24 protein-coding genes are annotated in these 20759 nt (G+C 54.2%); 17 read left to right on the top strand and 7 right to left on the bottom strand.

All coding sequences use genetic code 11. The features are described from left to right. Positions 1-36 precede the first annotated feature (36 nt). The 6 genes from PUT07_RS00720 (at position 37) to PUT07_RS00695 (ending at position 5420) form a co-directional block, all read left to right on the top strand. Entirely contained in the window at positions 37-1263 is a 1227-nt protein-coding gene (locus PUT07_RS00720; RefSeq protein ID WP_274465802.1) for a hypothetical protein, read from the top strand. 403 nt (positions 1264-1666) lie between these two features. Beyond that, positions 1667-2110, top strand: a complete 444-nt coding sequence (locus PUT07_RS00715) for a hypothetical protein (protein WP_274465801.1) — start codon at positions 1667-1669, stop codon at positions 2108-2110. Between the two features lie 6 nt (positions 2111-2116). Next, positions 2117-2287: a hypothetical protein gene (locus PUT07_RS00710; protein WP_274465800.1), complete on the top strand. Its 171-nt coding sequence runs from the start codon at positions 2117-2119 to the stop codon at positions 2285-2287. Positions 2288-2392: 105 nt separating this feature from the next. After that, complete coding sequence (locus tag PUT07_RS00705; protein ID WP_274465799.1) at positions 2393-2698, top strand: hypothetical protein; 306 nt, start codon at positions 2393-2395, stop codon at positions 2696-2698. Next, positions 2699-3367 (top strand): PspA/IM30 family protein, encoded by a 669-nt coding sequence (locus PUT07_RS00700; RefSeq protein WP_274465798.1) that lies wholly within the window; start codon positions 2699-2701, stop codon positions 3365-3367. A gap of 1546 nt (positions 3368-4913) precedes the next feature. Continuing rightward, on the top strand, positions 4914-5420 hold the full coding sequence (locus PUT07_RS00695) for a DUF402 domain-containing protein (RefSeq protein WP_274465797.1): 507 nt from the start codon (positions 4914-4916) through the stop codon (positions 5418-5420). A gap of 31 nt (positions 5421-5451) precedes the next feature. Here PUT07_RS00695 and PUT07_RS00690 read toward each other — a convergent pair whose 3' ends face one another. Next, positions 5452-5673 (bottom strand): PLDc N-terminal domain-containing protein, encoded by a 222-nt coding sequence (locus tag PUT07_RS00690; RefSeq protein ID WP_274465796.1) that lies wholly within the window; start codon positions 5671-5673, stop codon positions 5452-5454. Between the two features lie 139 nt (positions 5674-5812). On the opposite strand from PUT07_RS00690, the gene PUT07_RS00685 reads away from it, so the two are divergent. Continuing rightward, entirely contained in the window at positions 5813-6316 is a 504-nt protein-coding gene (locus tag PUT07_RS00685) for a hypothetical protein (RefSeq protein ID WP_274465795.1), read from the top strand. A 55-nt stretch (positions 6317-6371) separates the two neighbouring features. Here the strand turns inward: PUT07_RS00685 and PUT07_RS00680 are convergent, their stop codons facing one another. Together PUT07_RS00680 and PUT07_RS00675 are read right to left on the bottom strand one after the other, a co-directional pair. Further along, complete coding sequence (locus PUT07_RS00680; protein ID WP_274465794.1) at positions 6372-6887, bottom strand: SRPBCC domain-containing protein; 516 nt, start codon at positions 6885-6887, stop codon at positions 6372-6374. A gap of 40 nt (positions 6888-6927) precedes the next feature. Next, the gene (locus PUT07_RS00675) at positions 6928-7272 is read right to left on the bottom strand and encodes an ArsR/SmtB family transcription factor (RefSeq protein WP_274465793.1); all 345 of its coding nucleotides are present in this window, start codon (positions 7270-7272) and stop codon (positions 6928-6930) included. A gap of 278 nt (positions 7273-7550) precedes the next feature. Between PUT07_RS00675 and PUT07_RS00670 the strand changes: the two genes are divergently transcribed. Together PUT07_RS00670 and PUT07_RS00665 are read left to right on the top strand one after the other, a co-directional pair. Next, a complete protein-coding gene (locus PUT07_RS00670) occupies positions 7551-8348 on the top strand; it encodes a polysaccharide deacetylase family protein (RefSeq protein WP_274465792.1) in 798 nt (265 codons plus the stop codon). A 65-nt stretch (positions 8349-8413) separates the two neighbouring features. Then, entirely contained in the window at positions 8414-8713 is a 300-nt protein-coding gene (locus PUT07_RS00665) for a DUF6509 family protein (RefSeq protein WP_274465791.1), read from the top strand. Positions 8714-8804: 91 nt separating this feature from the next. Here the strand turns inward: PUT07_RS00665 and PUT07_RS00660 are convergent, their stop codons facing one another. Then, positions 8805-9941 carry a GGDEF domain-containing protein gene (locus tag PUT07_RS00660; RefSeq protein ID WP_274465790.1) on the bottom strand — a complete coding sequence of 379 codons (1137 nt, stop codon included), beginning with the start codon at positions 9939-9941 and terminating at the stop codon, positions 8805-8807. Between the two features lie 176 nt (positions 9942-10117). On the opposite strand from PUT07_RS00660, the gene PUT07_RS00655 reads away from it, so the two are divergent. From PUT07_RS00655 to PUT07_RS00635, 5 genes are all read left to right on the top strand, one after another. Further along, entirely contained in the window at positions 10118-11275 is a 1158-nt protein-coding gene (locus PUT07_RS00655; protein WP_274465789.1) for a glycosyltransferase family 4 protein, read from the top strand. A 20-nt stretch (positions 11276-11295) separates the two neighbouring features. Further along, positions 11296-12573, top strand: a complete 1278-nt coding sequence (locus tag PUT07_RS00650) for a metallophosphoesterase family protein (protein WP_274465788.1) — start codon at positions 11296-11298, stop codon at positions 12571-12573. Continuing rightward, the gene (locus tag PUT07_RS00645) at positions 12570-15794 is read left to right on the top strand and encodes an AAA family ATPase (protein WP_274465787.1); all 3225 of its coding nucleotides are present in this window, start codon (positions 12570-12572) and stop codon (positions 15792-15794) included. Before PUT07_RS00650 ends, PUT07_RS00645 begins: the two co-directional genes overlap by 4 nt. 73 nt (positions 15795-15867) lie before the next feature. Beyond that, complete coding sequence (locus tag PUT07_RS00640) at positions 15868-16152, top strand: hypothetical protein (protein ID WP_274465786.1); 285 nt, start codon at positions 15868-15870, stop codon at positions 16150-16152. Between the two features lie 31 nt (positions 16153-16183). After that, positions 16184-16624 carry a hypothetical protein gene (locus PUT07_RS00635; RefSeq protein ID WP_274465785.1) on the top strand — a complete coding sequence of 147 codons (441 nt, stop codon included), beginning with the start codon at positions 16184-16186 and terminating at the stop codon, positions 16622-16624. On the opposite strand, the gene PUT07_RS00630 is transcribed toward PUT07_RS00635, so the two are convergent. After that, positions 16556-17596, bottom strand: coding sequence for a YkvI family membrane protein (locus PUT07_RS00630; RefSeq protein WP_274465784.1), 1041 nt, complete (start codon positions 17594-17596; stop codon positions 16556-16558). The two genes, PUT07_RS00635 and PUT07_RS00630, sit on opposite strands and share 69 nt — an antisense overlap. Before the next feature lie 142 nt (positions 17597-17738). Here PUT07_RS00630 and PUT07_RS00625 point away from each other — a divergent pair, with 142 nt between their 5' ends. Next, on the top strand, positions 17739-18344 hold the full coding sequence (locus tag PUT07_RS00625; RefSeq protein ID WP_274465783.1) for a DedA family protein: 606 nt from the start codon (positions 17739-17741) through the stop codon (positions 18342-18344). Between the two features lie 61 nt (positions 18345-18405). Here the strand turns inward: PUT07_RS00625 and PUT07_RS00620 are convergent, their stop codons facing one another. Then, positions 18406-19122: a DUF4309 domain-containing protein gene (locus PUT07_RS00620; protein ID WP_274465782.1), complete on the bottom strand. Its 717-nt coding sequence runs from the start codon at positions 19120-19122 to the stop codon at positions 18406-18408. Between the two features lie 271 nt (positions 19123-19393). On the opposite strand from PUT07_RS00620, the gene PUT07_RS00615 reads away from it, so the two are divergent. Together PUT07_RS00615 and PUT07_RS00610 are read left to right on the top strand one after the other, a co-directional pair. Next, entirely contained in the window at positions 19394-19963 is a 570-nt protein-coding gene (locus PUT07_RS00615; RefSeq protein WP_274465781.1) for a xanthine phosphoribosyltransferase, read from the top strand. Positions 19964-20043: 80 nt separating this feature from the next. Beyond that, positions 20044-20370: a hypothetical protein gene (locus PUT07_RS00610; protein WP_274465780.1), complete on the top strand. Its 327-nt coding sequence runs from the start codon at positions 20044-20046 to the stop codon at positions 20368-20370. Between the two features lie 61 nt (positions 20371-20431). On the opposite strand, the gene PUT07_RS00605 is transcribed toward PUT07_RS00610, so the two are convergent. After that, on the bottom strand, positions 20432-20755 hold the full coding sequence (locus PUT07_RS00605; RefSeq protein ID WP_274465779.1) for a hypothetical protein: 324 nt from the start codon (positions 20753-20755) through the stop codon (positions 20432-20434). Positions 20756-20759: the final 4 nt, after the last annotated feature.

The following is a 20759-nucleotide window of genomic DNA, read 5'->3' as shown; positions in this document are numbered from 1 at the left end:
GAGGAGTAAAATATGGTCTAGGAGGCACTTGCACACATGGCACCTCAATTCAAATATTCATCCCAACCGGTGTTAGAACCTGCTGCGGGTTGTGATTGGGCAAGCAAGATGGTCCTTAATCCCGCCATCGTCAAAGATCCCGTTTCCGACAGGCTGCATATGCTGTTCCGGGCGACAGGGCCATGGTCGCAGAAGCGATTGGAAGGCAAGCATGATCCGTATCCGATCTTTCTGGGTTATGCGTTCAGCGACGATCTTGGAGCGACCTGGGAGGCCGACTTCTCGCGTCCTGCGCTGGCGCCAAGCTTGAATTGGAACGAAGCTGACATTGTCATTCATAATGTGAACGGCGAGCTTGTGAAGGATTATGCCAATGGCTGCATCGAAGATCCTCGCATTTTTCAGGTGGAAGGCGAATGGTATGTCTCGGTGGCATGCAGGCTGTTCCCGCCTGGCCCTTATTGGTTAGTGGATCAAGACCCTCCCGTCCAGACCCGGTATGACTATGTGCCGGAGTGGGCGCTCACTGGCGATGAACCGTTCCATGTCACCGCTCGAATGAACGAAACGGTGACGGTGCTGTATAAACTGAATTTGGATAAGCTGAAGGCAGGTCATTACGAGGAGGCTTTCACATACGTATGCCCGCTAACGGATGGGGCACGGAGCGATAATCGCGATGTGTTCCTGTTTCCTGAGAAAATGATGATAGACGGTAAGCGGCAGTATGTGCTTCTGCACAGGCCGATGAACCCGGCTCATTTCCCGGGCGGAGAAGCAGCCGGGATGCCATCCATTTTTGTTGCCGCTGCTGAGCGGATCGAGGATCTCGCGACGTCTGAAGCCACACATCGCCTCATGGCAACCGGCATATTCGATTGGGAGGAAGACCGTATTGGCGCCAGCTGGCCGCCGCTGCAAATTTCCGAAGATGAATGGCTTATCTCTTATCACGGCAAGAAAGATGTACATTTCGGCTATACCCAATCCTTCATGATCGTGAAAGAGCGCGATAATGACTTCCCTGTCGTCACGCACCGGTGTCCCGATCGTCTGATGTTTGCGCAGCAGGATTGGGAGATGCCTTCGGACTATCCGACCCCGTGTCTGTTCGCAACGGCCGGCATTGTAGTCGGCGACGATTTGATTATTTCGTACGGCGCTGCGGATCAGAAGGTTGGGATTGCATGGGTGAATTATGAAGACTTAATTGCGCATATTCGCCATTACGATGCAGATGGGAACGCTTTGGAGGATAGATGAACGAAGCGTCAGAAGAAGCGGCTTGCCTTGGCAGCTGCTTTTTTATTTTTTATAAGTAATGGTACAGGTACAGGTGCAGGTGTAGGAGCAGGTACAGGTGTAGGAGCAGGTGCAGGTGCAGGTGTAGGAGCAGGTGCAGGTGTAGGTGTAGGAGCAGGTGCAGGTGCAGGTGTAGGAGCAGGTGCAGGTGTAGGAGCAGGTACAGGTGCAGGAGCAGGAGCAGGTGCAAGAGCAGGAACAGGTGCAGGTGCAGGTGCAGGAGCAGGTGCAGGTGTAGGAGCAGGTGCAGGAACAGGAGCAGGAGCAGGAACAGGAGCAGGAGCAGGTACAGGTACAGGTACAGGTACAGGTGCAGGTGCAGGTGCAGGAACAGGAGCAGGAGCAGGAGCAGGTGTAGGAGCAGGTGCAGGAGCAGGAGCAGGAGCAGGAGCAGGAGCAGGTGCAGGTACAGGTACAGAAGCAGGAGCAGGAGCAGGAGCAGGTGCAGGTACAGGAGCAGGAGCAGGAGCAGGAGCAGGAGCAGAAGCAGGTGCAGGAGCAGGAACAGGTGCAGGAGCAGGAACAGGTGCAGATGCAGGTACAGAAGCAGGTGCAAGTGCTGGAACAGGAGCAGGAGCAGGAGCAGGTGCAGGTACAGAAGCAGGGGCAGGTGCAGGTGCAGGAACAAGTGCAGGAGCAGGTGCAGGTGCAGGAGCAGGAGCAGGAGCAGGAGCAGGTACAGGCACAGGTGCAGATGCAGGTACAGGTACAGAAGCAGGTGCAGGTGCAGGTGCAGGAACAAGTGCAGGAGCAGGAACAGGTGCAGGAGCAGGAGCAGGAGCAGGAGCAGGTGCAGGTGCAGGTGTAGGAGCAGGTGCAGGTACAGGTTCAGGTGCAGGTGCAGGAACAAGTGCAGGAGCAGGAACAGGTGCAGATGCAGGTACAGGCACATGAACAGGAGCAGGAGCAGGAGCAGGTGCAGGAGCAGGTGCAGGTGCAGATGCAGGTACAGAAGCAGGTGCAGCATTCAGCAGATTCTCAGTGAACGTTCAACCCTCTTTCAGTTGGTTTTAATTGGCCTTTAAGATACGGGGTCTATACTTCAACTTGTAACGCAAATAAGAGAGAAGAGAGAAGAGAGGTGGAGAGCATGAGACATGAGTTTCCGGCCCCCCGGCTGCATGTCGGTAATCCGGTTGCGGAGCGATTTGCTGATAGTCATTATCACCACGGATTTCATGGTGGACCTATCCTTGGGATTGTTATCGGACTTATCCTTCTAATTCTGGTATGGGTAATGGCGAAAAGAATCCACAATAGAAGAACCGACATCAACCAACTGGCGATGCCTGCTTTTATGATGGACGAGCATACCGTTATGTACAGTGCTTCATCTGCGCAGCGGGCGGCCACCTTGGATCAATGGGAACGCAACATACTTAAGGAGGAGAAATAAATGGGAATTTTCAAACGTGTGAACGATATCGCAATGGCTGGCATTCATGAGGCGCTGGATAAAATGGAAAATCCGCTTAGTATGGTGAAGCAATATATACGCGAGCTGGAAGGGAAACTGATGGAAGCCAAGCTTGCCTTATCCAATCAACTGCTTGCCGAACGGAAATATGAAGTTATCATCGCAGAGCTTGAACACCTCGTACAGAAGCGCACCCGGCAAGCAAATATCGCGATTGACCGGAACGAGGAAGACATGGCGGTACTGGCTGTGGAGGAGAAGTTGGCCACGGAGCGTAAGCTGCAAGCACACCAGGATCAATATGAGGCGATGAGACAGCAGACGCTGGCTCTGGAAGATCAATTGAAGAGATTGATGGAGCTGTACGAAGAGCTGCAAAATAAAAAGCTCATGTACTTGTCCAGAGCGAACACGGCTCATGCGATCCAGCAAGTGAACAATACGCTTTATTCGGTTGATGCCTCGAGCATTCGCAAAAACTTCGCTAGAATGGAAGAACAAATCTGGCAGCTGGAGGCCAGAGCTGCAGCATCGCTTAGGGTGAACAAGCTGGTTAATGCCTCTGTGAGCAGCGCGCCCGATTTGGCTTTCCAGGAAGATGTGAGCCTGGAGCTTGAGAAGCTCAAGGCTGCGAGGAAAGCCGTCTAAGACGCATACAAGAGCGGCTGCTTTTTTCAACTTATACATTCCTGTCCCGCGAGTTCCCACGTTGACATTCATCGGCGCATAGGAAATACAGTGCGCTATTTCACCAAGGACCACCCATTCTGCGAATGAAGAGGAAATACGATTCGCTATTTAGTGGTTTTTCACAGAAATTGGAGGGAAAACCGTGAGATAGCGAATCGTATTTCCGCATCTTCCCTCAAAGGCCCCGTTTTGGGCCAAATAACGGATCGTATTTCCGCTAACTTGCATACAAGAGCAGCTGCTTCGGCGGCTGCTTTTTTCAACTTATACATTCCTGTCCCGCGATCTCCCACGTCGACACCCATCGGCGCATAGGAAATACAGTGCGCTATTTCACCATGGACCACCCATTCTGCGAATGAAGAGGAAATACGATTCGCTATTTAGTGGTTTTTCACAGAAATTGGAGGGAAAACCGTGAGATAGCGAATCGTATTTCCGCATCTTCCCTCAAAGGCCCCGTTTTGGGCTAAATAACGGATCGTATTTCCGCTAACTTACATACAAGAGCAGCTGCTTCGGCGGCTGCTTTTTTCAACTTATACATTCCTGCCCCGCGATCTCCCACGTCGACACCCATCGGCGCATAGGAAATACAGTGCGCTATTTCACCAAGGATCACCTATTCTGCGAATGAAGAGGAAATACGATTCGTTATTAGGTGGTTTTTCATAGAAATTGGAGGGAAAACCGTGAGATAGCGAATCGTATTTCCGCATCTTCCCTCAAAGGCCCCGTTTTGGGCCAAATAACGGATCGTATTTCCGCTAACTTGCTGGTGAGTGGTGAGTTATACCCTTAGAGTGCAACCGTACCCGCACCTGCCCGATGGATACCGTAAGGATGTGTTTATGCGTCTGATGCTGCAGGTGATAACTGGAAAAACTCCAGTTAATCGAGTGTCCGGGCGGCCCTCAGAAGAGTATAAAAGGAATTTCTCCAGTTAAAATTTGCGATTGATGAGCCGGCATGGCAGTTTTTGCGAAATTAGCGGGAGATTTTCCAGTTACCGCTTCAGTTTAAAGGGAAAGCGGCTGGAATAACTGGAGAAATTCAAGTTACGGCTCATTCTGCGCTCGTCCCGCCCCCTGGCGCTCGTCCCGCGCCCCCTGGCGCTTGCCCCGCGCCCCCTGGCGCTCGTCCCGCCGCCTCGCGCTCACCCCGCGCCCGCCGTGGCTCGCCCCGCGCCCCCTGGCGCTCGTCCCGCGCCCCCTGGCGCTCACCCCGCGCCCCCTGGCGCTCACCCCGCGCCCCCTGGCGCTCACCCCGCGCCCCCTGGCGCTCACCCCGCGCCCCCTGGCGCTTGCCCCGCGCCCCCTGGCGCTCACCCCGCGCCCCCTGGCGCTCGCCCCGCGCCCCCTGGCGCTCGTCCCGCGCCCCCTGGCGCTCGCCCTCGAACTCTCTCCAATCGAGGAGTTTTGAAACGGCGCGCCTGTAATTTATAATAGAGCAGATGCAAGAGAGGGAGGTTCTCCTTCCAATACGAGTAACGAGGATGATCACAGTGGACAATCTGATAACCATTCAAGCAATGAAGTACGGAAATCGGCGGCATTATGAATGGAACACGAGCTTATTGGAAAAGACCGATTCCCATATTTTCGTTTTAGGCGAGTACGGCAGGCAATTGAATCATTATACGAAGCAAAAGGTATTTACCGTCGAGGCTTGGACGATCGAATATTTCTCAACAGAGTCGTGGTTTACGGTTAGTGCGGATGTCGTGAACGGCGCGATCCAGCACTATTATTGCAACATTAACCTCCCTGCGGTGATGCAAGGGAACACCGTTTCTTTCATCGATCTGGACCTTGACTATGTGTTCAGGAATGGGGAATGGAAAGTCGTTGATGAAGATGAATTCATTGTGAATGCAAGCAAGTTTCACTATCCGGAGGATTTGATTCATCGCGCGAGGCAGGAATTATTGAAGCTGCAGGAGCTTGTCGCGAAAAAAGGGTTTCCGTTCGACGGCTCGCTCGAAAGGTTCGTCGAACGTATTCCTAGATAGAGGTTCTTACCGCTGGGGAGGTGGAAGAGAGCTAGTCATTGCGAATAATCAAATACACAATCAATCCAAGGATTGGAAAAAACAGCATGGCTAACAGGATCAGGATAGCGAATTCCGTGCTTTTTCGTCTCCGTATACAATCCCGGTAAGCCCAGACGCACAAGACGATGTGCGCTGCGAATAGCAGCAGAGAGATGACAAAAAACAAGATAATAAGGCCTGAACCAAAGGCAAAACCAACACTGCTGGACAAGTGTGCATCCCCCTTTTCGAGACCCGCACTAAGCCGCCGACGGTGTCTTTTGTTTATCTTTTTTTAAGATATGGTTTAGATGCAGTTTATTTCAATTTATTATCGTAAGGGTATAAATATAACAAGGGGGTCATGCGGCTTGAAAACCCTGACAATGACACAGAAGAAGTGGCTTCTGAGCCTACATCTCCTATTCGCGGCCATCATGCTGGGGACCAGTGTAACGTTCCTCATCTTGAGCATTACCGCAGCGAGCACGGAGGATTCGGGGTTGCTGCTTGCATGCTACAAAGCGATGCACGTGTTATCCGCAACATCCGTGCGGGCCTCTGTCATCGGGACGATCGTAACCGGCGTTCTGCTCTCCCTATGGACGCATTGGGGGCTGGTGAAATACTACTGGATCATAGCCAAAGAAGTCCTGAGTGCAATCGCGATCCTCCTCGGACCGATAGGTATGTATATGTGGACGCTGCGAGGAATTTCGTATTTGACAGATACAGGGGTGGGGGCTGCGGATCAAGGCGCGTACGTGGTAAATACAATCTCGCTATTCATAGGTATCGGATTACAGATCGCCTCGTTAGTTGCCATGTTTTTGCTATCGGTATTCAAGCCTTGGGGGAAGCGCAGAAAAGGGTGAATACAAATGAAAGGCCGCCGGCTTTTCAATAGCCAGGCGGCCGTTCCATCTTGTTCTACTTGAGTGTGTTCAAACGCTCTTCCAAACGATCCCAAGTTTCGGTGATGCCTTGGAGCATACCCATGTCCATAACCGTTTTAAGAGCTTCTGCGGAGACATATTCGCCACGGTTGATCAGCTTCGTTTTGCCGCCAAGATCGACGAACTCCAGCGTAACCTCGGTCGAAGGCATAGCGTCATTCGAATTGCCTTCCGCATCCGAGAAGTAATCGGTGTAGATAATTTTCTCCGGCTCGACGATCTCTTTATAGATGCCTTTGCCCCAAGATTCCATGCCATAGAAATCGCCATGATTCTTATCCACGCATTTCATGCAATAATGCCAAACGCCTCCAGGACGGAAATCGACGGTGCATACGGGAATGTCCCAACCTCTCGGTCCCCACCAGTGCTTGAGATGCTCAGGCTCCTTGAACATTTGGAACACCAGCTCGCGCGGCGCATCGAACACACGCTCCAGTACCAGTACCCGATCGTTCTCTACCCTCGAAAGCATTGCATTGTTTGACATTGTAATTCCTCCTTGTATTTTTGAATGATTTGGAATGGTTCTATGATTGATCCTTGTTCTGCAGTTTTCGCAAATAGGCTTCCAAATGATCGAATCGCTCCTCCGTGATGCGATGAAAGGATTTCACCCAGCTCTCCAACGCTTGGAAGGGTTCGGCACGAAGCTTATAGATGCGGCGGTTGGCTTCAGCCTTCACTTCCACAATCCCGTTCTCGCTAAGCACCTTCAAATGTTTGGAGGCCTGGGGCTGGCGAAGTCCCAAGCGTTCGGCGATTTCCCCAACAGTCAGGGGGCCGTCGCGCAAGAGTTCGACGATCTCGATTCGCTTCGGTTCGGCTAGAGCGCTCAGTGTCGTCATGTCCATGCCCGGATCGTTTCCTGACATGCCAGTCACCTCGTTAATGGTTGATTTCTCGGTATATGCTCAACTCCTTCATCTGAAAGGTTACCTTGTTGTTGATCTAAATATACCCCATAAGGAATATTCCTGTCAAGGAATATTAAAAATTCCACATCTCCTAAACAGCTCAAACATGGGAATCCCTACGCAGGTAAAGTCCCTGCACCCCTTGCCATAATCGGACTGCCGTAAGTAAAATGTGGAAGTAACCAATCGGCGCAACAAACTGGCAATAGCAAACTTTCAGTTATGGAGGGGAACCGATGCGTATTCGCAACGACCGATTTCCAAATGGCGTCCACAAGGCGTTGACCATCAGCTATGACGATGGCAGAGTGCACGACCGCAGATTCGTAGGTAAGCTTAATGAGTATGGTATCAAAGGGACGTTTCATCTCAACAGCGGATTTCTGGGCAAGGAAGGGTATATTACAGCGGAGGAAGTGGCTGTGCTCTTCAAGGGGCATGAAGTTTCGGCGCACACCGTCGATCATCCGTTCCTGGAGCAATCGCCGACGGAGCAAATCCTTCAAGAGATTAGCGAGGACCGGAAAGCGCTGGAGCAGCTCGTCGGCTATCCGGTCAGAGGGATGAGCTATCCGTTCGGAACTTATAACGATCACGTCGTCTCCATGCTGCCCGCCCTGGGCATTGAGTACGCCCGGACCGTGGCAAGCCATGGCAAATTCCATGTTCCCGCGGATTTCCTCCGGTGGCATCCGACGTGCCACCACAAGATGATGGTGGAGCTTGCCGAGCATTTCGTCCATCTCGAGCAGCGGCATAGCCGCATGGCGTTATTCTATGTATGGGGCCACAGCTACGAGTTTGAGAACGATAACAATTGGGAGATCATCGACCGGTTCGGGGAGCTGGTCGGCGGCCGCAGCGATATCTGGTATGCCACGAATGCTGAGATTGTCGCTTATATGCAGGCTCTGGACAGGCTGCGTTATTCGGCCGATCGCCGGATCGTGCATAATCCGTCGGCAATGTCCGTCTGGATCAGCGTGGAAGGCGAAGCTGTAGAAATTGCCGGCGGACAGTTGGTTCAGCTGTAGGCCTATGTGCGAATCTCTCCATTTTCAGGTATACTATAGCCTGCAGATGTTAAAGGGGGGATTCGATGTTTACGATTACAAGCTATACGGTGGAAATCGTCAAAGATCCGTTCGGCATTTTGAGCGGACAACGGTATGAATTTCTTATCGATATTGAAGTGGAAGAAGACGATGAGTTATTTTCCGAGAGCGGGCTGTACATTCGAGCCATCTATAACGTAGATGAAGACAAGTCGGGCTTGTTGAAATACGAGATTTATGAGAAAACGACTGAGCTGTATCTGGATTTTGACCTAGAGGACGATGAGGTTGCGGTTGTGGAAGCTTTCTGCAAGGAGCATGTGCTGGAAGCGGACGATGAATAGAGGATGAGTGAAAGAGTGAAAAAGTGAAAGAAAGGGCTGTCTCTGCCGGTCAAGCGACCGCAGATAGGACAGCCCTTTGTCTTGCGCCTAATTACGCATATTTGACGACTTTGTTTTTACCGGTTGTTTTGGCTTTGTACATCGCTTCGTCCGCCTGCTTGATCAGCTCTTCGGCGCTCAGTCCATTCTTGTACTTGCTGTAACCGATGCTGGCGGTGACGATCGTTTCCTTCTCGATCCGGCTGCGAACCCGTTCGGCGAAAGCCTCCATTTTGACACTGGGATCGGTGACCATGACGACCATTTCCTCTCCCCCGTAGCGGCCGGCAATGCCGCACTCCTCGACCTCTTCCTTCATAATCTGGGCGACCTGCTTGAGCACATCGTCCCCCATCTGGTGGCCTTGGGTGTCGTTCAATTTCTTGAAGTTATCGATGTCGCTGAACAGAATGGACACGGGAAGATGTCTTCCGACGTATTGCGTGACGCGGTTGTAGAAAAATTTGCGATTATACAGCCGTGTTAACCCGTCCGTGATGGAGGAATTGTAAATCGCTTGCATCAGCTCGACGACTCGATCGAATAGTAGCATGAACAATAGGAAGTAGAACACGATTGGCAAAACATTGCCGGCGACGGTTAACCAGGGCTGGGCATTCCCATACATGTAAGCATTGACGAGGTGGCCGGACTGCATGAAGAAGTAGACGGTTAACGCCGATTGGTACTTGACCTGCTGGCCGATGTAAGGCGGAATCATATAAAAGCAAAGGAAAATCAGCACGAATACGTACAGTTCAAGTGCGACATCCTGCAGCAGCCGGACCTGCTGAGGGGTTCCGTTATACATTTGCGGTACGCTGAAGTGCAGGATGGAAACGACCAGACCCATCAGAATCAAGCCATAGAAGAATATGTACTGTTTGCGGCGGGTACGGTTGTATAGCTGGTAGATGCCCAAATTCAACAGAACGAAGGAAACGATTTTGAGCATGAGCAGCAGATAGGACGTCAAGCCAGTATCCAGAGCCGTCAGGATGACATATAGTTTCAGAAGGTAATGGACGCCGACAAAAACAAGCGAAATCGTCATCGACATATAGCCTTTCTTCCGGCGGTCCAGAAATAATCGCAATGAAATCACGAACATTAGTGTAACAATGACCACTACGATAGCATTCGATAATAATGAAGCCAAATCACCGAATAAGAGATCAACAGGTCTCATGCGTTCCCCCATAAAAACCAAGATTTCGACAAGCTTTGCTACCTATTATAAAGGAAAATGAAGGAGAGGGATAGAATCGTTTCATAGAGCGCATATTTGTTGTTCTCTTTTCTATTCGACCCGCACAAGTTACAATAAGAAGGTAAGCTCAAGGATTTGGGAGAGGGGCTCATGCAATGAACATCTTGCAAGCTTTGTTTTTCCCCCCGGAACAGCCGGGTGGGGTGTCATCCATGGTTCCCTATATTTTGGACCGTTTCAATAAAAAAGGCTGGGAAATGGAGTTATTTTCGCTGCCTAAGCGAATTCGCAACAAGGGCACAGAGGAAGTGGAATTCGTCACTTTCGATTGGCGGAAATATGCCGGAAACCCGATCGTAGATAAATACATTCAAACGTACAAGGATTATGTTTGGTGGACGAAGCTGAGATTGACGAAGAAGTATGATATTATTCACGCGCATCATCCGATTGCGGCGATGGTAATGAAGCAGCTGTATCCGGAAACGCCGGTCATTCTGACGATTCACTCGAGCTTCGAGAGGGAGCTTATTCTGAACGGGCGCATTCAAGAGAACGGGGTCGAGCATCTCTTCCTGACTCAGATTTATGGAGAGCTGGAAGCGAGGGTCGATCAGATCATAACGGTCTCGAACTCCTTCAAGCAATACGTTGCGGAATATGTTCAGGACAGCGAACGAATCGGCGTGATTCCGAACGGCTTCGACGAGAAGCGCTTCCGTCCGATCTCCCACGAGAACGCCGTGACGCAGTTCATTACCGTATGCCGTCTTGTACCGGCCAAAGGGCTGGATACGCTGCTGATTGCTTGCGGGGAACTCAAGAAGCGGGGCCATCCCTTCGTTCTACATATTATCGGCGACGGACCAAGCCGGCCGGAGCTGGAGAAGCTGGCCATCGAGCACAATATATATGAAGATACGATTTTCTACGGCTATATGCTGCATCCGGAAGAATTTATGCCGTTCTTCGACGTCTTCGTCCTGCCGTCCCGAGCGGAAGCCTTCGGCTCGGTGTTCGCGGAAGCGGCGCTATGTTGGTTGGCGCTTATCGGCACGGATGTCGGCGGGATCGCCGAACAAATCGAGCACGGGCACAACGGGCTTCTGGTGCCTGTCGGCGATGCGATGGCGCTGAGCCATGCATTGGAGAAGGTCGTGATCGATCCGACATTCCGCTACAATCTGGCGAGAACCGCATGGGAGAAGGCGAAGAAGACGTATTCCTTGAACCGTGTGCTCAGACAGCTCAAGAGTGTGTACGAAAGCTATCAGATTGAGGGAGCAAGCGGCGAACAGAACGATAAAAGCTAAGGCGGGAAGGCGTTAGGGACATGAAACGACTGCGGTTTATGCATGCCGCCGACTTGCATCTGGATTCACCGTTCAAAGGCATGTCGGCGCTGCCCGAAAAGGTTCGTGAGCGAATGCGCGAATCGACGTTCAGCGCGCTCAAGGAGCTCGTGGCGGTTGCCACGCAGGAGCAGGTGGATTTTGTTATGATCAGCGGGGATGTCTACGATCTGTCGGATCGTTCGCTGCGCGCGCAAATTCGGTTCCAGAAAGCATTGGAGCAGTTAGCCGCGCACGGCATCCCGGCTTATATTATTCATGGGAATCATGACCCGGAGGATGGACGCGCCGCGAAGCTGGTTTGGCCGGCAGGCGTCCATTTTTTTGCGTGCGACCGGGTGGAGACGGTTCAAGTTGAGAAGCCCGGACGAGGCGTGATCGCCGAGATTCACGGGATTTCGTACCGCCATTCCGCGGTCACCGACAACTTGGCCTTGCAGTTCCGGGCAAGCCGCGTGGACGCAGCGCAGATTGCGATGCTGCATACGAATGTTGACGGCGACCCGGGTCATGACAATTACGCCCCTTGCAGCAAGACGGATTTGCTTGCGGCGGGCATGCATTATTGGGCCTTAGGCCATGTACATACGAGAAAGGTGCTTCACGAACGCCCGGCGATCGTATATCCGGGCAATCTGCAAGGCCGGAATATTCGGGAAACGGGCCCGCGCGGCTGTTATCTTGTGGAGATGTCGGAGGAAGGACAAGCTCACTTGACCTTCCGGGCGCTGGATGCCGTCCGGTGGTTTCATCAGCGTCTGACGATTGCAGGCATGCAGACGGAGCAGGATTTGAAAGACCGGGTCGGCGAAGCGCTGGAGCGCATCCGGGAAGAAGCGGACGGCCGCGATGCGGTCGTTCGGCTCACGCTGGAAGGGCGCGGCCCGCTCTCCGGTCTGCTGCGCCGGGGCAAGATGCTCCAGGAGCTGACGGCGGAGCTGAGGCTCGATGAAGAGGAGCGAAGCCGCTTCGTTTGGGTGGAATCGATCGAGGACCGCACGGCGGGCGAGCTCGATCTGGCGGCGCTGCGCCAGGAGAAGAGCTTCCTCGGCGATCTCCTGCGGTATGCAGAAGCGCTGCAAGGCGACGACGGCGCGCTTCACGCTTTCGCCGGCGAGGCGCTCGCCGCGCTGCAGAGCTTGCCGCAGTCAGCCGGCAACCCGGCTGCGGCGGATCCGGAGCGGCTGCGCGAGTGGCTGCGCGCCGCCGAAGCATTAGCCGCGGATCTCTTGTCCGCGGACGGGGGGGGGGCTGGATGAAGATCGTATCCATCCATGTGGGAGGCTTCGGCAGCCTGCGCCAGCGGCAGCTCGAAACGGACAGCCCGCTGGTGCTGTTCTACGGCGCCAACGAAGCGGGCAAGAGCACGCTCATGGGCTTCGTCCGCGCGGTGCTCTTCGGCTTCCCGCCCCGGCAGCGCGGGGCGGAGCGCTACGAGCCGCTGGGCGGAGGCGCCCATGGCGGCGCACTCACCCTGCTGGACGAGCAGGGTGAGCTCATTCGCGTCGAACGGTTCGACGCGGCGGCCGCAGGCGGGCGGCGAGCCTCTGCAGGGCTCGTCAAGGTGACCCGCGGTGACGGCACCACCGGCGGCGAAGAGCTGCTGAACACGCTGCTGGGCGGGCTGTCGCCCGACCTCTTTCGCAGCTTGTTCGCTTTCGGGCTTACCGAGCTGCAGGAGCTGCGCACGCTGCAGACAGACGAGCTCAGCGGCTATCTGTATAGCGCTGGGCTCGGTGTAAGCGGCTCGGCGATCATGGAGGCCGAGCGCAAGCTGACGGCGCAGGCCGACAGCCTGTATAGACCCCGCGGACGCAATCAGGAGATGAACCGTCTCCTGAGAGAGCTCGAGGGTCTGGAGCAGTCGCTGCGCCGCAGCAAGGATCTGGCAGCCGATTACGACCGGCTGCAGGAAGAGCGCCGCTCCGCGGAGGCGCGCATCGCTGCTCTGGAGGAGCAGCAGGAAGCGCTTCGCGCGGAGCAGCAGCGGCTCAGCCTGGCCGGCAAGGCCCGCAGCGGCTGGATCCGGCTGCGGCAGATCGGCCAGGAGCTGGCCGCGCTGCCGGAGCTGGCGGGCTTCCCGGAGCAGGCGTCGGCGCGGCTGGACGCGCTGGAAGCGGAGCGGGAGCGCATCATGGCGGAGCGCGCGAAGCTCGGGCTGCGCCGGCAGGGGCTGACCGAGCGGCTGCAAGCGATCCGCATTCAGCCGGACGTGCTGGCGCATCAGACGGAGCTGAACCTGCGGCTGGAGCAAGCGGCGGCGTACGAGGAGCAGAAACGCGGTCTGGATCAGCTGCGCGTGGAGCAGGAGCACCTGCGCGAACAGTTGGACAGGCTGCTGAAACAGATAGATACTCACGGCGATGAGAACGGGGAGGAGCTGGCGGCATCGTTCGCGGCGACCATTTCCTTGCGTGAGCAGATTCGGTTGTATAAGGAACGGTTTCAGACCGGCCGTGCGGATGAACTAAGGGTTCAGACCGAACGGGATACTTTGGAACAGCAAGTTCAGCGAACGGAAGAGACGGTCCGGCTGCTGGAGCACGAGCTGCGGGCCGCTCCGGTGCTGCCGGGAGGGGCGGACCCAACCGCAGCGCTGCAAAGCATGGCAAGGGATTATACGCGATGGCAGACGTTGGTAAGAGATATTCAGCACAGGCAGGAGCGGGAAGCGGTGCATAACCAGCTTCAAGCCCGGCTCGAGGAAGCGGCCAAAGCCAACCAAGCCGCCGCGCGGAAATTGCGCGGACGCATGGCCGCGATGACCGGCTTGCTGTCGCTCGTGGTGGCGGGTATCCTCGCCTGGCAAGGGAACCGGGCGCTGGCGGGTGGAGCGATGCTGCTGCTCGCCGTTGCGGCGCTCTTGATTCTGCGCGGGAACCGCACCGTTGAAGGAGGCCGCGCTGGCCGGACGATGGCCGCGCCTTCGGAGCAGCCCCCTGGCGATGAAGCTCGCGAGCTTCAAGAGCTGGAGCGGCGGCTGCAGGAGCAGATCGCGGCGTTCATGAAGGCGGCGCAGGGGCAGCCCGGTTGGCGCGAAGCTGCTGCGGCTTCCGCCAGTCCGCCTTCCCAAGCGGCCCAAGCAGCCAAGATCCCGCTGCATGGCTTTCAGCCGCAGCTCGATGCGTGGCTGAGAGAGGCGGAAGGGAACAAGCAGCGGATCAGCCAAGGGCTCCGCAAGCTGGAGAAGCTGCAGGATGCCCAAGAGGAGCTGCAAGCCCTTCGCGGTCAAGCCGGACAGAGAAGCGCTGCCGCCGATCAGCTCGCCGGAGAGGCCGCTAGATTGCAGAACGAATGGCGGGGCATGCTGGAGTCGCTTGGACTAAGCGGGCGTTTGTCACCGGATGCCGCCTTGGAAACGATCCAAACGATTGAGCAGGGGCAGGAGAGCATCCGTCAGCTGCATAAGCTGTCTGCGAAGGCGGCGGCTTTGCGGCTTCGTGTAGAGCAATTTGAGGAAGCTGTCGGTTCCCGGCTTGGGGGCGCATACGGACACGAGCCTCTATTTGCGTTGAAACGCTGGAAGGAGGAGGAGCAGGAGCAGCTTCGTCTTCTCGAAGAGAAGCGGCACTGCGAGACCCAGCTCGCCGAATTGGAGGAGGAGCTGCTCCTGCTCCGGGCGAGTGAGGAGCGCGTCAGCGAGAGGCTGCAGCTGCTGCTGCGCGAAAGCTATGCTCGCGATGGCGAGGAGCTGCGCCTTCACCAGCGGGCCCAAGAAGAGCGCCTCAAGCTGATCGAGGAGCGGAAGCTGCTGGAATCTTCACAGGAAGCGCTTCTGGGCCGGGCTATGACGGATAGCTATTCCGAGCTTCTGGAACAGTGTGGAGATGAGGATCTGGCAGACCGTTTGCAGTCGATTGGCAGCCAGTTGGCGGACACGGCCGCCCGAACGAATGAATGGCGCGAGGAAGCCGGCAAGCTGGCCGCACGCATCGAGCAGCTGGAGCTGGGCACCGAGCATGCCGATGCTCTGCTCCAAGCCGAGTCCTACCGGACTACAATCCGGTCGCAGGCGGATCAATATGCCATCGCTTCGTTCGCTTCCCTGCTGATGAGGAAGGCGCGCGAGGTGTACGAGCAGGAGCGCCAGCCCGGCGTGCTGCTGCGGGCTTCCGAGTACTTCGCGAAGATGACGAACGGCGCCTTCGTGCAGGTGAAAGCACCGTTCGGCGAACAGCGGCTGGTCGCGATCCGGGCCGGCGGACAAGCTGTCGAGACGAGCCAGCTCAGCAGGGGGACGGCCGAACAGCTGTATCTGTCCATGCGGTTCGCGCTTGTGGAGGAATACGCCGGCAAAGCCGTGCTGCCGCTTGTCATGGACGATATTCTCGTGAATTTCGACGAGGCGCGAATGGAAAGCTGCCTGCGCGTGCTGGAGGAGTTAAGCGGCAGGCATCAAGTGCTGCTGTTCACCTGCCATGGTCATGTACGGGATGCGGCGGCTCGGGTCGTTCCGGGCCACCGTTTAATTCACTTATAGCAGCGTTTTCTATATGGATGGAAATCGCATTGGGAACATTTACGGTAGAAACAAAAGCGGGAGGTAACGGAACGTGGAGCCAGGGAGCGGGAAGAACAAAGAGCATCGGGAGATTACGTACCAGGTCGGTTGGAAGAAGGGTAAGATCGAGTGGAATGAAGGAGCGGGGGAAGCTTTCGCCCCGAAAGCCCATCGTGCGGAGCCTACCTGGGAGGCAGCCGCCCGCAGGCGGCTGCAGCTGATCTGGCTTCCGGCCATGAAGCTTCCCGGCTGGCTGCTGCTGCCGCTTCTTTATGCGCTTCCTGTACTCTGTTTCACCCTGACGCTTGTTCTTATCATTGGATTAAGACACGGATAATACACTTGAGAAAGTAGAGGAGGACGTACGGATGAACCTGCTACTCGCGATTATCGGCGGGCTTGTCGGGCTTTTCGTCACAGGGGCGGCCTTGTATACGGCATGGATGATTCACCAGCTGTGGCGGCAGCAGGCTGCAGCCCCCAAAGCATTGAGCCAGGTGGACATTGCGGTCACCTATTTATCGCGCTGGACGGTGTTGGATTATGCAGCGATCGGGTTGTTTATTCTAGGTCTATTGCTGCTCCTGGCAGAGCTGTTCGCGCTTCTGCGCGATGAAGCGGCGACATCGGCTGCCTTTCATTATTCCTATTTGCTTACAGGCATTATTTTTTGCGCGATGGGCATGCTGCTGTTGATTTCCCGCTTGGCTGTCGTCTTGGGCTTCGCCGAGAGGGGGGCGCTACACCGCACGGCGCCGGTTGCGCCATACCATCAGCACGAGCCAAATCACGCTAATGAGGCCGAATAATGGATAGAGGGCGGCAAGCAGCACTTTGAAGCCGATTTGACTGACCAAATAGCTGAGTGCCAAGATGCTGAGGAGCAAGATCTTGGGATGCAGCTTCGTGCGCTGGCCGAGCTGCAGGGACAAGCCGTAAGCATCGGCGATGAACGTCGTGAAGATTTCACCGTAAATGACGAGCAAATAAGCAATCTGCGGCGCGGAGCCTAACCGGTTGATAATGTTTCCCATCGGGATCTCATATTGGGCGATTCCCGGCATCTGTGCGGAGAGCGCATAATGAGCGGACAGCAGCAGCAGACCGATGCCTGCTCCCCCGACCAGACCGCCCCAGATGAGATCGGAGCGCTTCTCGATGGAGGCTCCCATGGGGACAAGTACGGCTTGGGCCATAGCCAGGTTGAAGGCGGTATAGAGAAACGGTGAGAACCAGATTTTCCCGGGCGATGCATCGGTCGTTATTCTCAGCCAGTTGTCGGAAGCGGGCGAGTGCCACGTATAGACGACAATCACGATGCTGAAGACCAGCATAATGGGCACGACAATGGAATTGACCGTCATAATGGCTCCGATTCCGCGGGATAAGACGATGTACGCAAGCACGAGCGTCACCAGCAGTCCGGTTTGGTACGAGAGATGCAGCTGCTCTTCGAAGACCGTCCCTCCGCCGGCCAGCATGACCGTTGTAATGCCGAATAGCACCACCATTGTGAACAAGGAAATCCAATTGCCGATCTTCGGCCCGAAAATAACCCGGTTGAGATCCTCGTACGAGGCAGCTTTCAATTCATGCGCCATCAGCATCAGCTTAATTCCGATCCATATGAAAAGCACGCAGGATAGCGCTATCGTGAGCGTCGCCAAATTGCCGTATTGCGTGAAAAATTGCAGAATCTCTTGCCCGGAAGCGAAACCGGCCCCCACGACAGTCCCGATATACGTAAAGGCAATTCGGATGATCTGTGAACCTGTTCGCATGGATTGCCCCGCTTTCTTTCGTTTGGTATAGTACAAGGTATGTTCGCGAAGACAGTCGCATGACTGCAACTTGGGGCAAGCCTTCGTTTCTGGTAAACTGGTTGTGAATGGGAACGAAGTAGAATGTGGGAGTGTGGCTCGGATGAAAGAAGCTCTTTATGACTTCATTGGCCATTATGGCTATATAGCCCTGTACCTTTTGCTATCCGCCGGCATTGTGGGCGTTCCGATACCGGATGAGACCTTGATGGCTTTCGTCGGTTCGCTAACCGCGCCGGGAGGCCCCTTTGAGTATGTGCCTACGCTCATGGTGATTTACGCGGGGACGATGACGGGCATGATCGTGTCTTATATCATCGGACATCGTGTGGGCAAACCCTTTCTGTACCGGTATGGCAAATGGTTCAAGCTGACGCCGGGGCGAATTGAACGGGCGGAGGAATGGTTTCACCAATATGGGCTTTGGACTGTATTTTTCGGATATTTCGTGCCGGGGGTCCGGCATTTTACCTGCTATTTATCCGGTGTCAGCGGCGTGAAGTTTTATAAATATATGCTGTTTGCGGGGACAGGCGCGCTGCTTTGGTGTACAACCTTCCTCACCCTGGGGCATTTTATCGGAAGCAATTTGGATGAGCTGTTTCAGCTGATACATAAATATATGGGAATGAGCTTGATCATAATCGCGGTCATTGCGGTCATTGCCGTGCTTGTGTATTTGCGGTTTCGGAAGAGACGTGCTGTTTGAGGAATGCCAAAAAAGACCATGCTGTCATCATTGCGATGCTGCATGGTCTTCGCTGTTCGGGTCAACGGTCCGCGAAAAGCTTGATGGATTGAATGGTGTTCTCGTTCGGGTCCACATCGATCTTGAGCAACGTGCCCTGGGATTTGTAAGAGAGTACATAGGTCGTGTTAGCATCCGGTTTGCCCAGGATGTCGATGGCTTCCTGCACGCTCTGGCCAAGATGCAGCCCGCGCAGACCCGGATCAATATCGGTCGAATGCACGTCGACGAACTCGAGCGCGTTCTTCATGTTGAAGCCGACGGAGAAATCGCCGAAGTCGTAGACTTGAATGGCGTCGTCATCTTCATCCATCACAAATTGTTTCTTCGCTTTACCGAATCGCTCCAGCACCACGTCCTTGCTCGTACCGAGCTTCAGCCCCATCAGAGTCGGCTTCTCCTGCTGGTACACATCCTCCGCCTTCACCTTCGGCTTTGTCGTCGGTTTCGCGCTGGCTGACGATTGCGGAAGATCGGACAAATCCGTTTTGTTCGTGTTCGCCACTTGGGCTTCATGCTTGGCCGGCGTATCCTCCGCCGGAGCAGACGGAAGCGGTGACTCTACCGTGATAACGGTTGGCGAGGCTGACGGTGATGTGCTCGGCGTCTGGATCGAGATGGCGGAATCTATGGTAGGCTGAGGGGAAGGCGCAGATGACTTCTCGCATCCAGCTACGACGAGCGAAGCAAATGCGACTGGCACGAAGCCAAGTATGATGGGTCTCATCGGATTGTTCATCGTCATCTATCCTTTCTGCCGCATATTTATTGGAAAAAAAGTAACATTACTTATCATACCGCTTTCTACAGCTTGAACTCAACCGATCTGGTGAAATATTTGTGAGCAATCTTAGGCAAATTCATATAAGTAAAACCTTGTATTAGTATAGACACCTATTGCGGCGTAAAAGTTTCACTGTGCCAGGGGATATTCGCAAATTGGGACTTGAAACCTACTTCGTCATTATGGTAACTTACTCATAATAGACAGGATTAAGGGGGCCAGTAGCATGGAATTGTTAAAGCAGCGTATCCTAGAGGTCGGTGTCGTTGTATCGGATAAAGTACTCAAGCTGGATGCCATTCTTAATCATCAGGTGGATCCGGCGCTAATCATGGAGATGGGGCGGGAGTTCGCCCGGTTGTTTCGGGAAACGAAGCCGGATAAGGTGTTGACGGTGGAATCTTCCGGAATTCCGATTGCCTATACGACGGCTCTGCATCTCGAAGTTCCGATGATTTTCGCCCGCCGTAAGAAAACGCTGACGATGGATCAGGATACATACAGCGAACGCGTGCCGTCCTTTACCAAAGGGATCGTCACCGATATTATGGTATCCTCGCATTTGCTGCACAAAGGGGAACGCATTCTCCTGATTGACGACTTTATCGCCAATGGCGACGCAGCACGGGGCTTGATTCGCATTATTGAGAAAGCGGAGGCGGAACTCGTCGGCGTAGGGATTGCGGTGGAGAAAATGTTCCAATCGGGGGGCAATTCCATCCGCGAGCGGGGGATTCGCGTAGAATCATTAGCCCGCATTGCCTCGCTGGAGAACGGGCAGATCACTTTTGACTGATTTTACATCACGTCAATGGCTTCCCTGAAACCGAATTATCCATTATAATGGTTACAAGGTGAGAGAGGAGGCTGACATCTATGGGTATCGAAAATGGTTCCATTGAATATTTCATGACTAAGCTAGGGGAAGCCAAAACACATTTTGAGCGTGCTCTTGATTGTAAGCATACGGAATTTGATGATCTGTATCCGTATATGATCGAACATCCTCAATTTTTTTGGTACAAACGCTATGTCGCCTGGTCAGAGTTGTTAACGATCGTGAAGCTTTGCACAGAGCTGAATATCGAATGGGAACAGCAATTTACCGCGGCTCAAGTGGAATATATTCAGAAGCGCGTCATGTCGAGCAAAGTGCTTGATTTCTGGTTCGAAACGAACGATTCGAAAGAGCATGTAAGCTAACGAAACGTATAACAAGAGGCCAATGGATCCGTGTAGGATTCGTTGGCCTCTTTTTTTACTGCTATATCCCGTTTTCTAGAATTTCCATGCTCTCGATGTGCTGTTTCGTCTGATCATTGCCCAATCGGTGTAAGGTTCTGTAGATTTCGGTCAAATAATAATCGTAATCCTGATTAAACTCACTGGTTTCCGTGGAATAAACCTTCCAAGGGTACCATGAAGTTGCGTAGCTGGCTTGTGAAGAGTTGTCAATTTCCTCGAGGAGCTCCTGCAGCTGGTCAATTTCTTCGTCCGTTGCCGAGATGGAAAATTCATAATTCAACGCGGAGGGGTCTTCCAGTACCTCGCCGGTACCGACGTTCACGTAGTAGGTTTTTTTGTCCAATCGA

Origin of the sequence: Paenibacillus sp. MAHUQ-63 (assembly GCF_028765165.1) — a bacterium.
Lineage (GTDB): Bacteria > Bacillota > Bacilli > Paenibacillales > NBRC-103111 > Paenibacillus_E.
The sequence above is the reverse complement of the archived record's forward strand: the minus strand, read 5'-3'. Positions and strand labels throughout refer to the sequence as shown.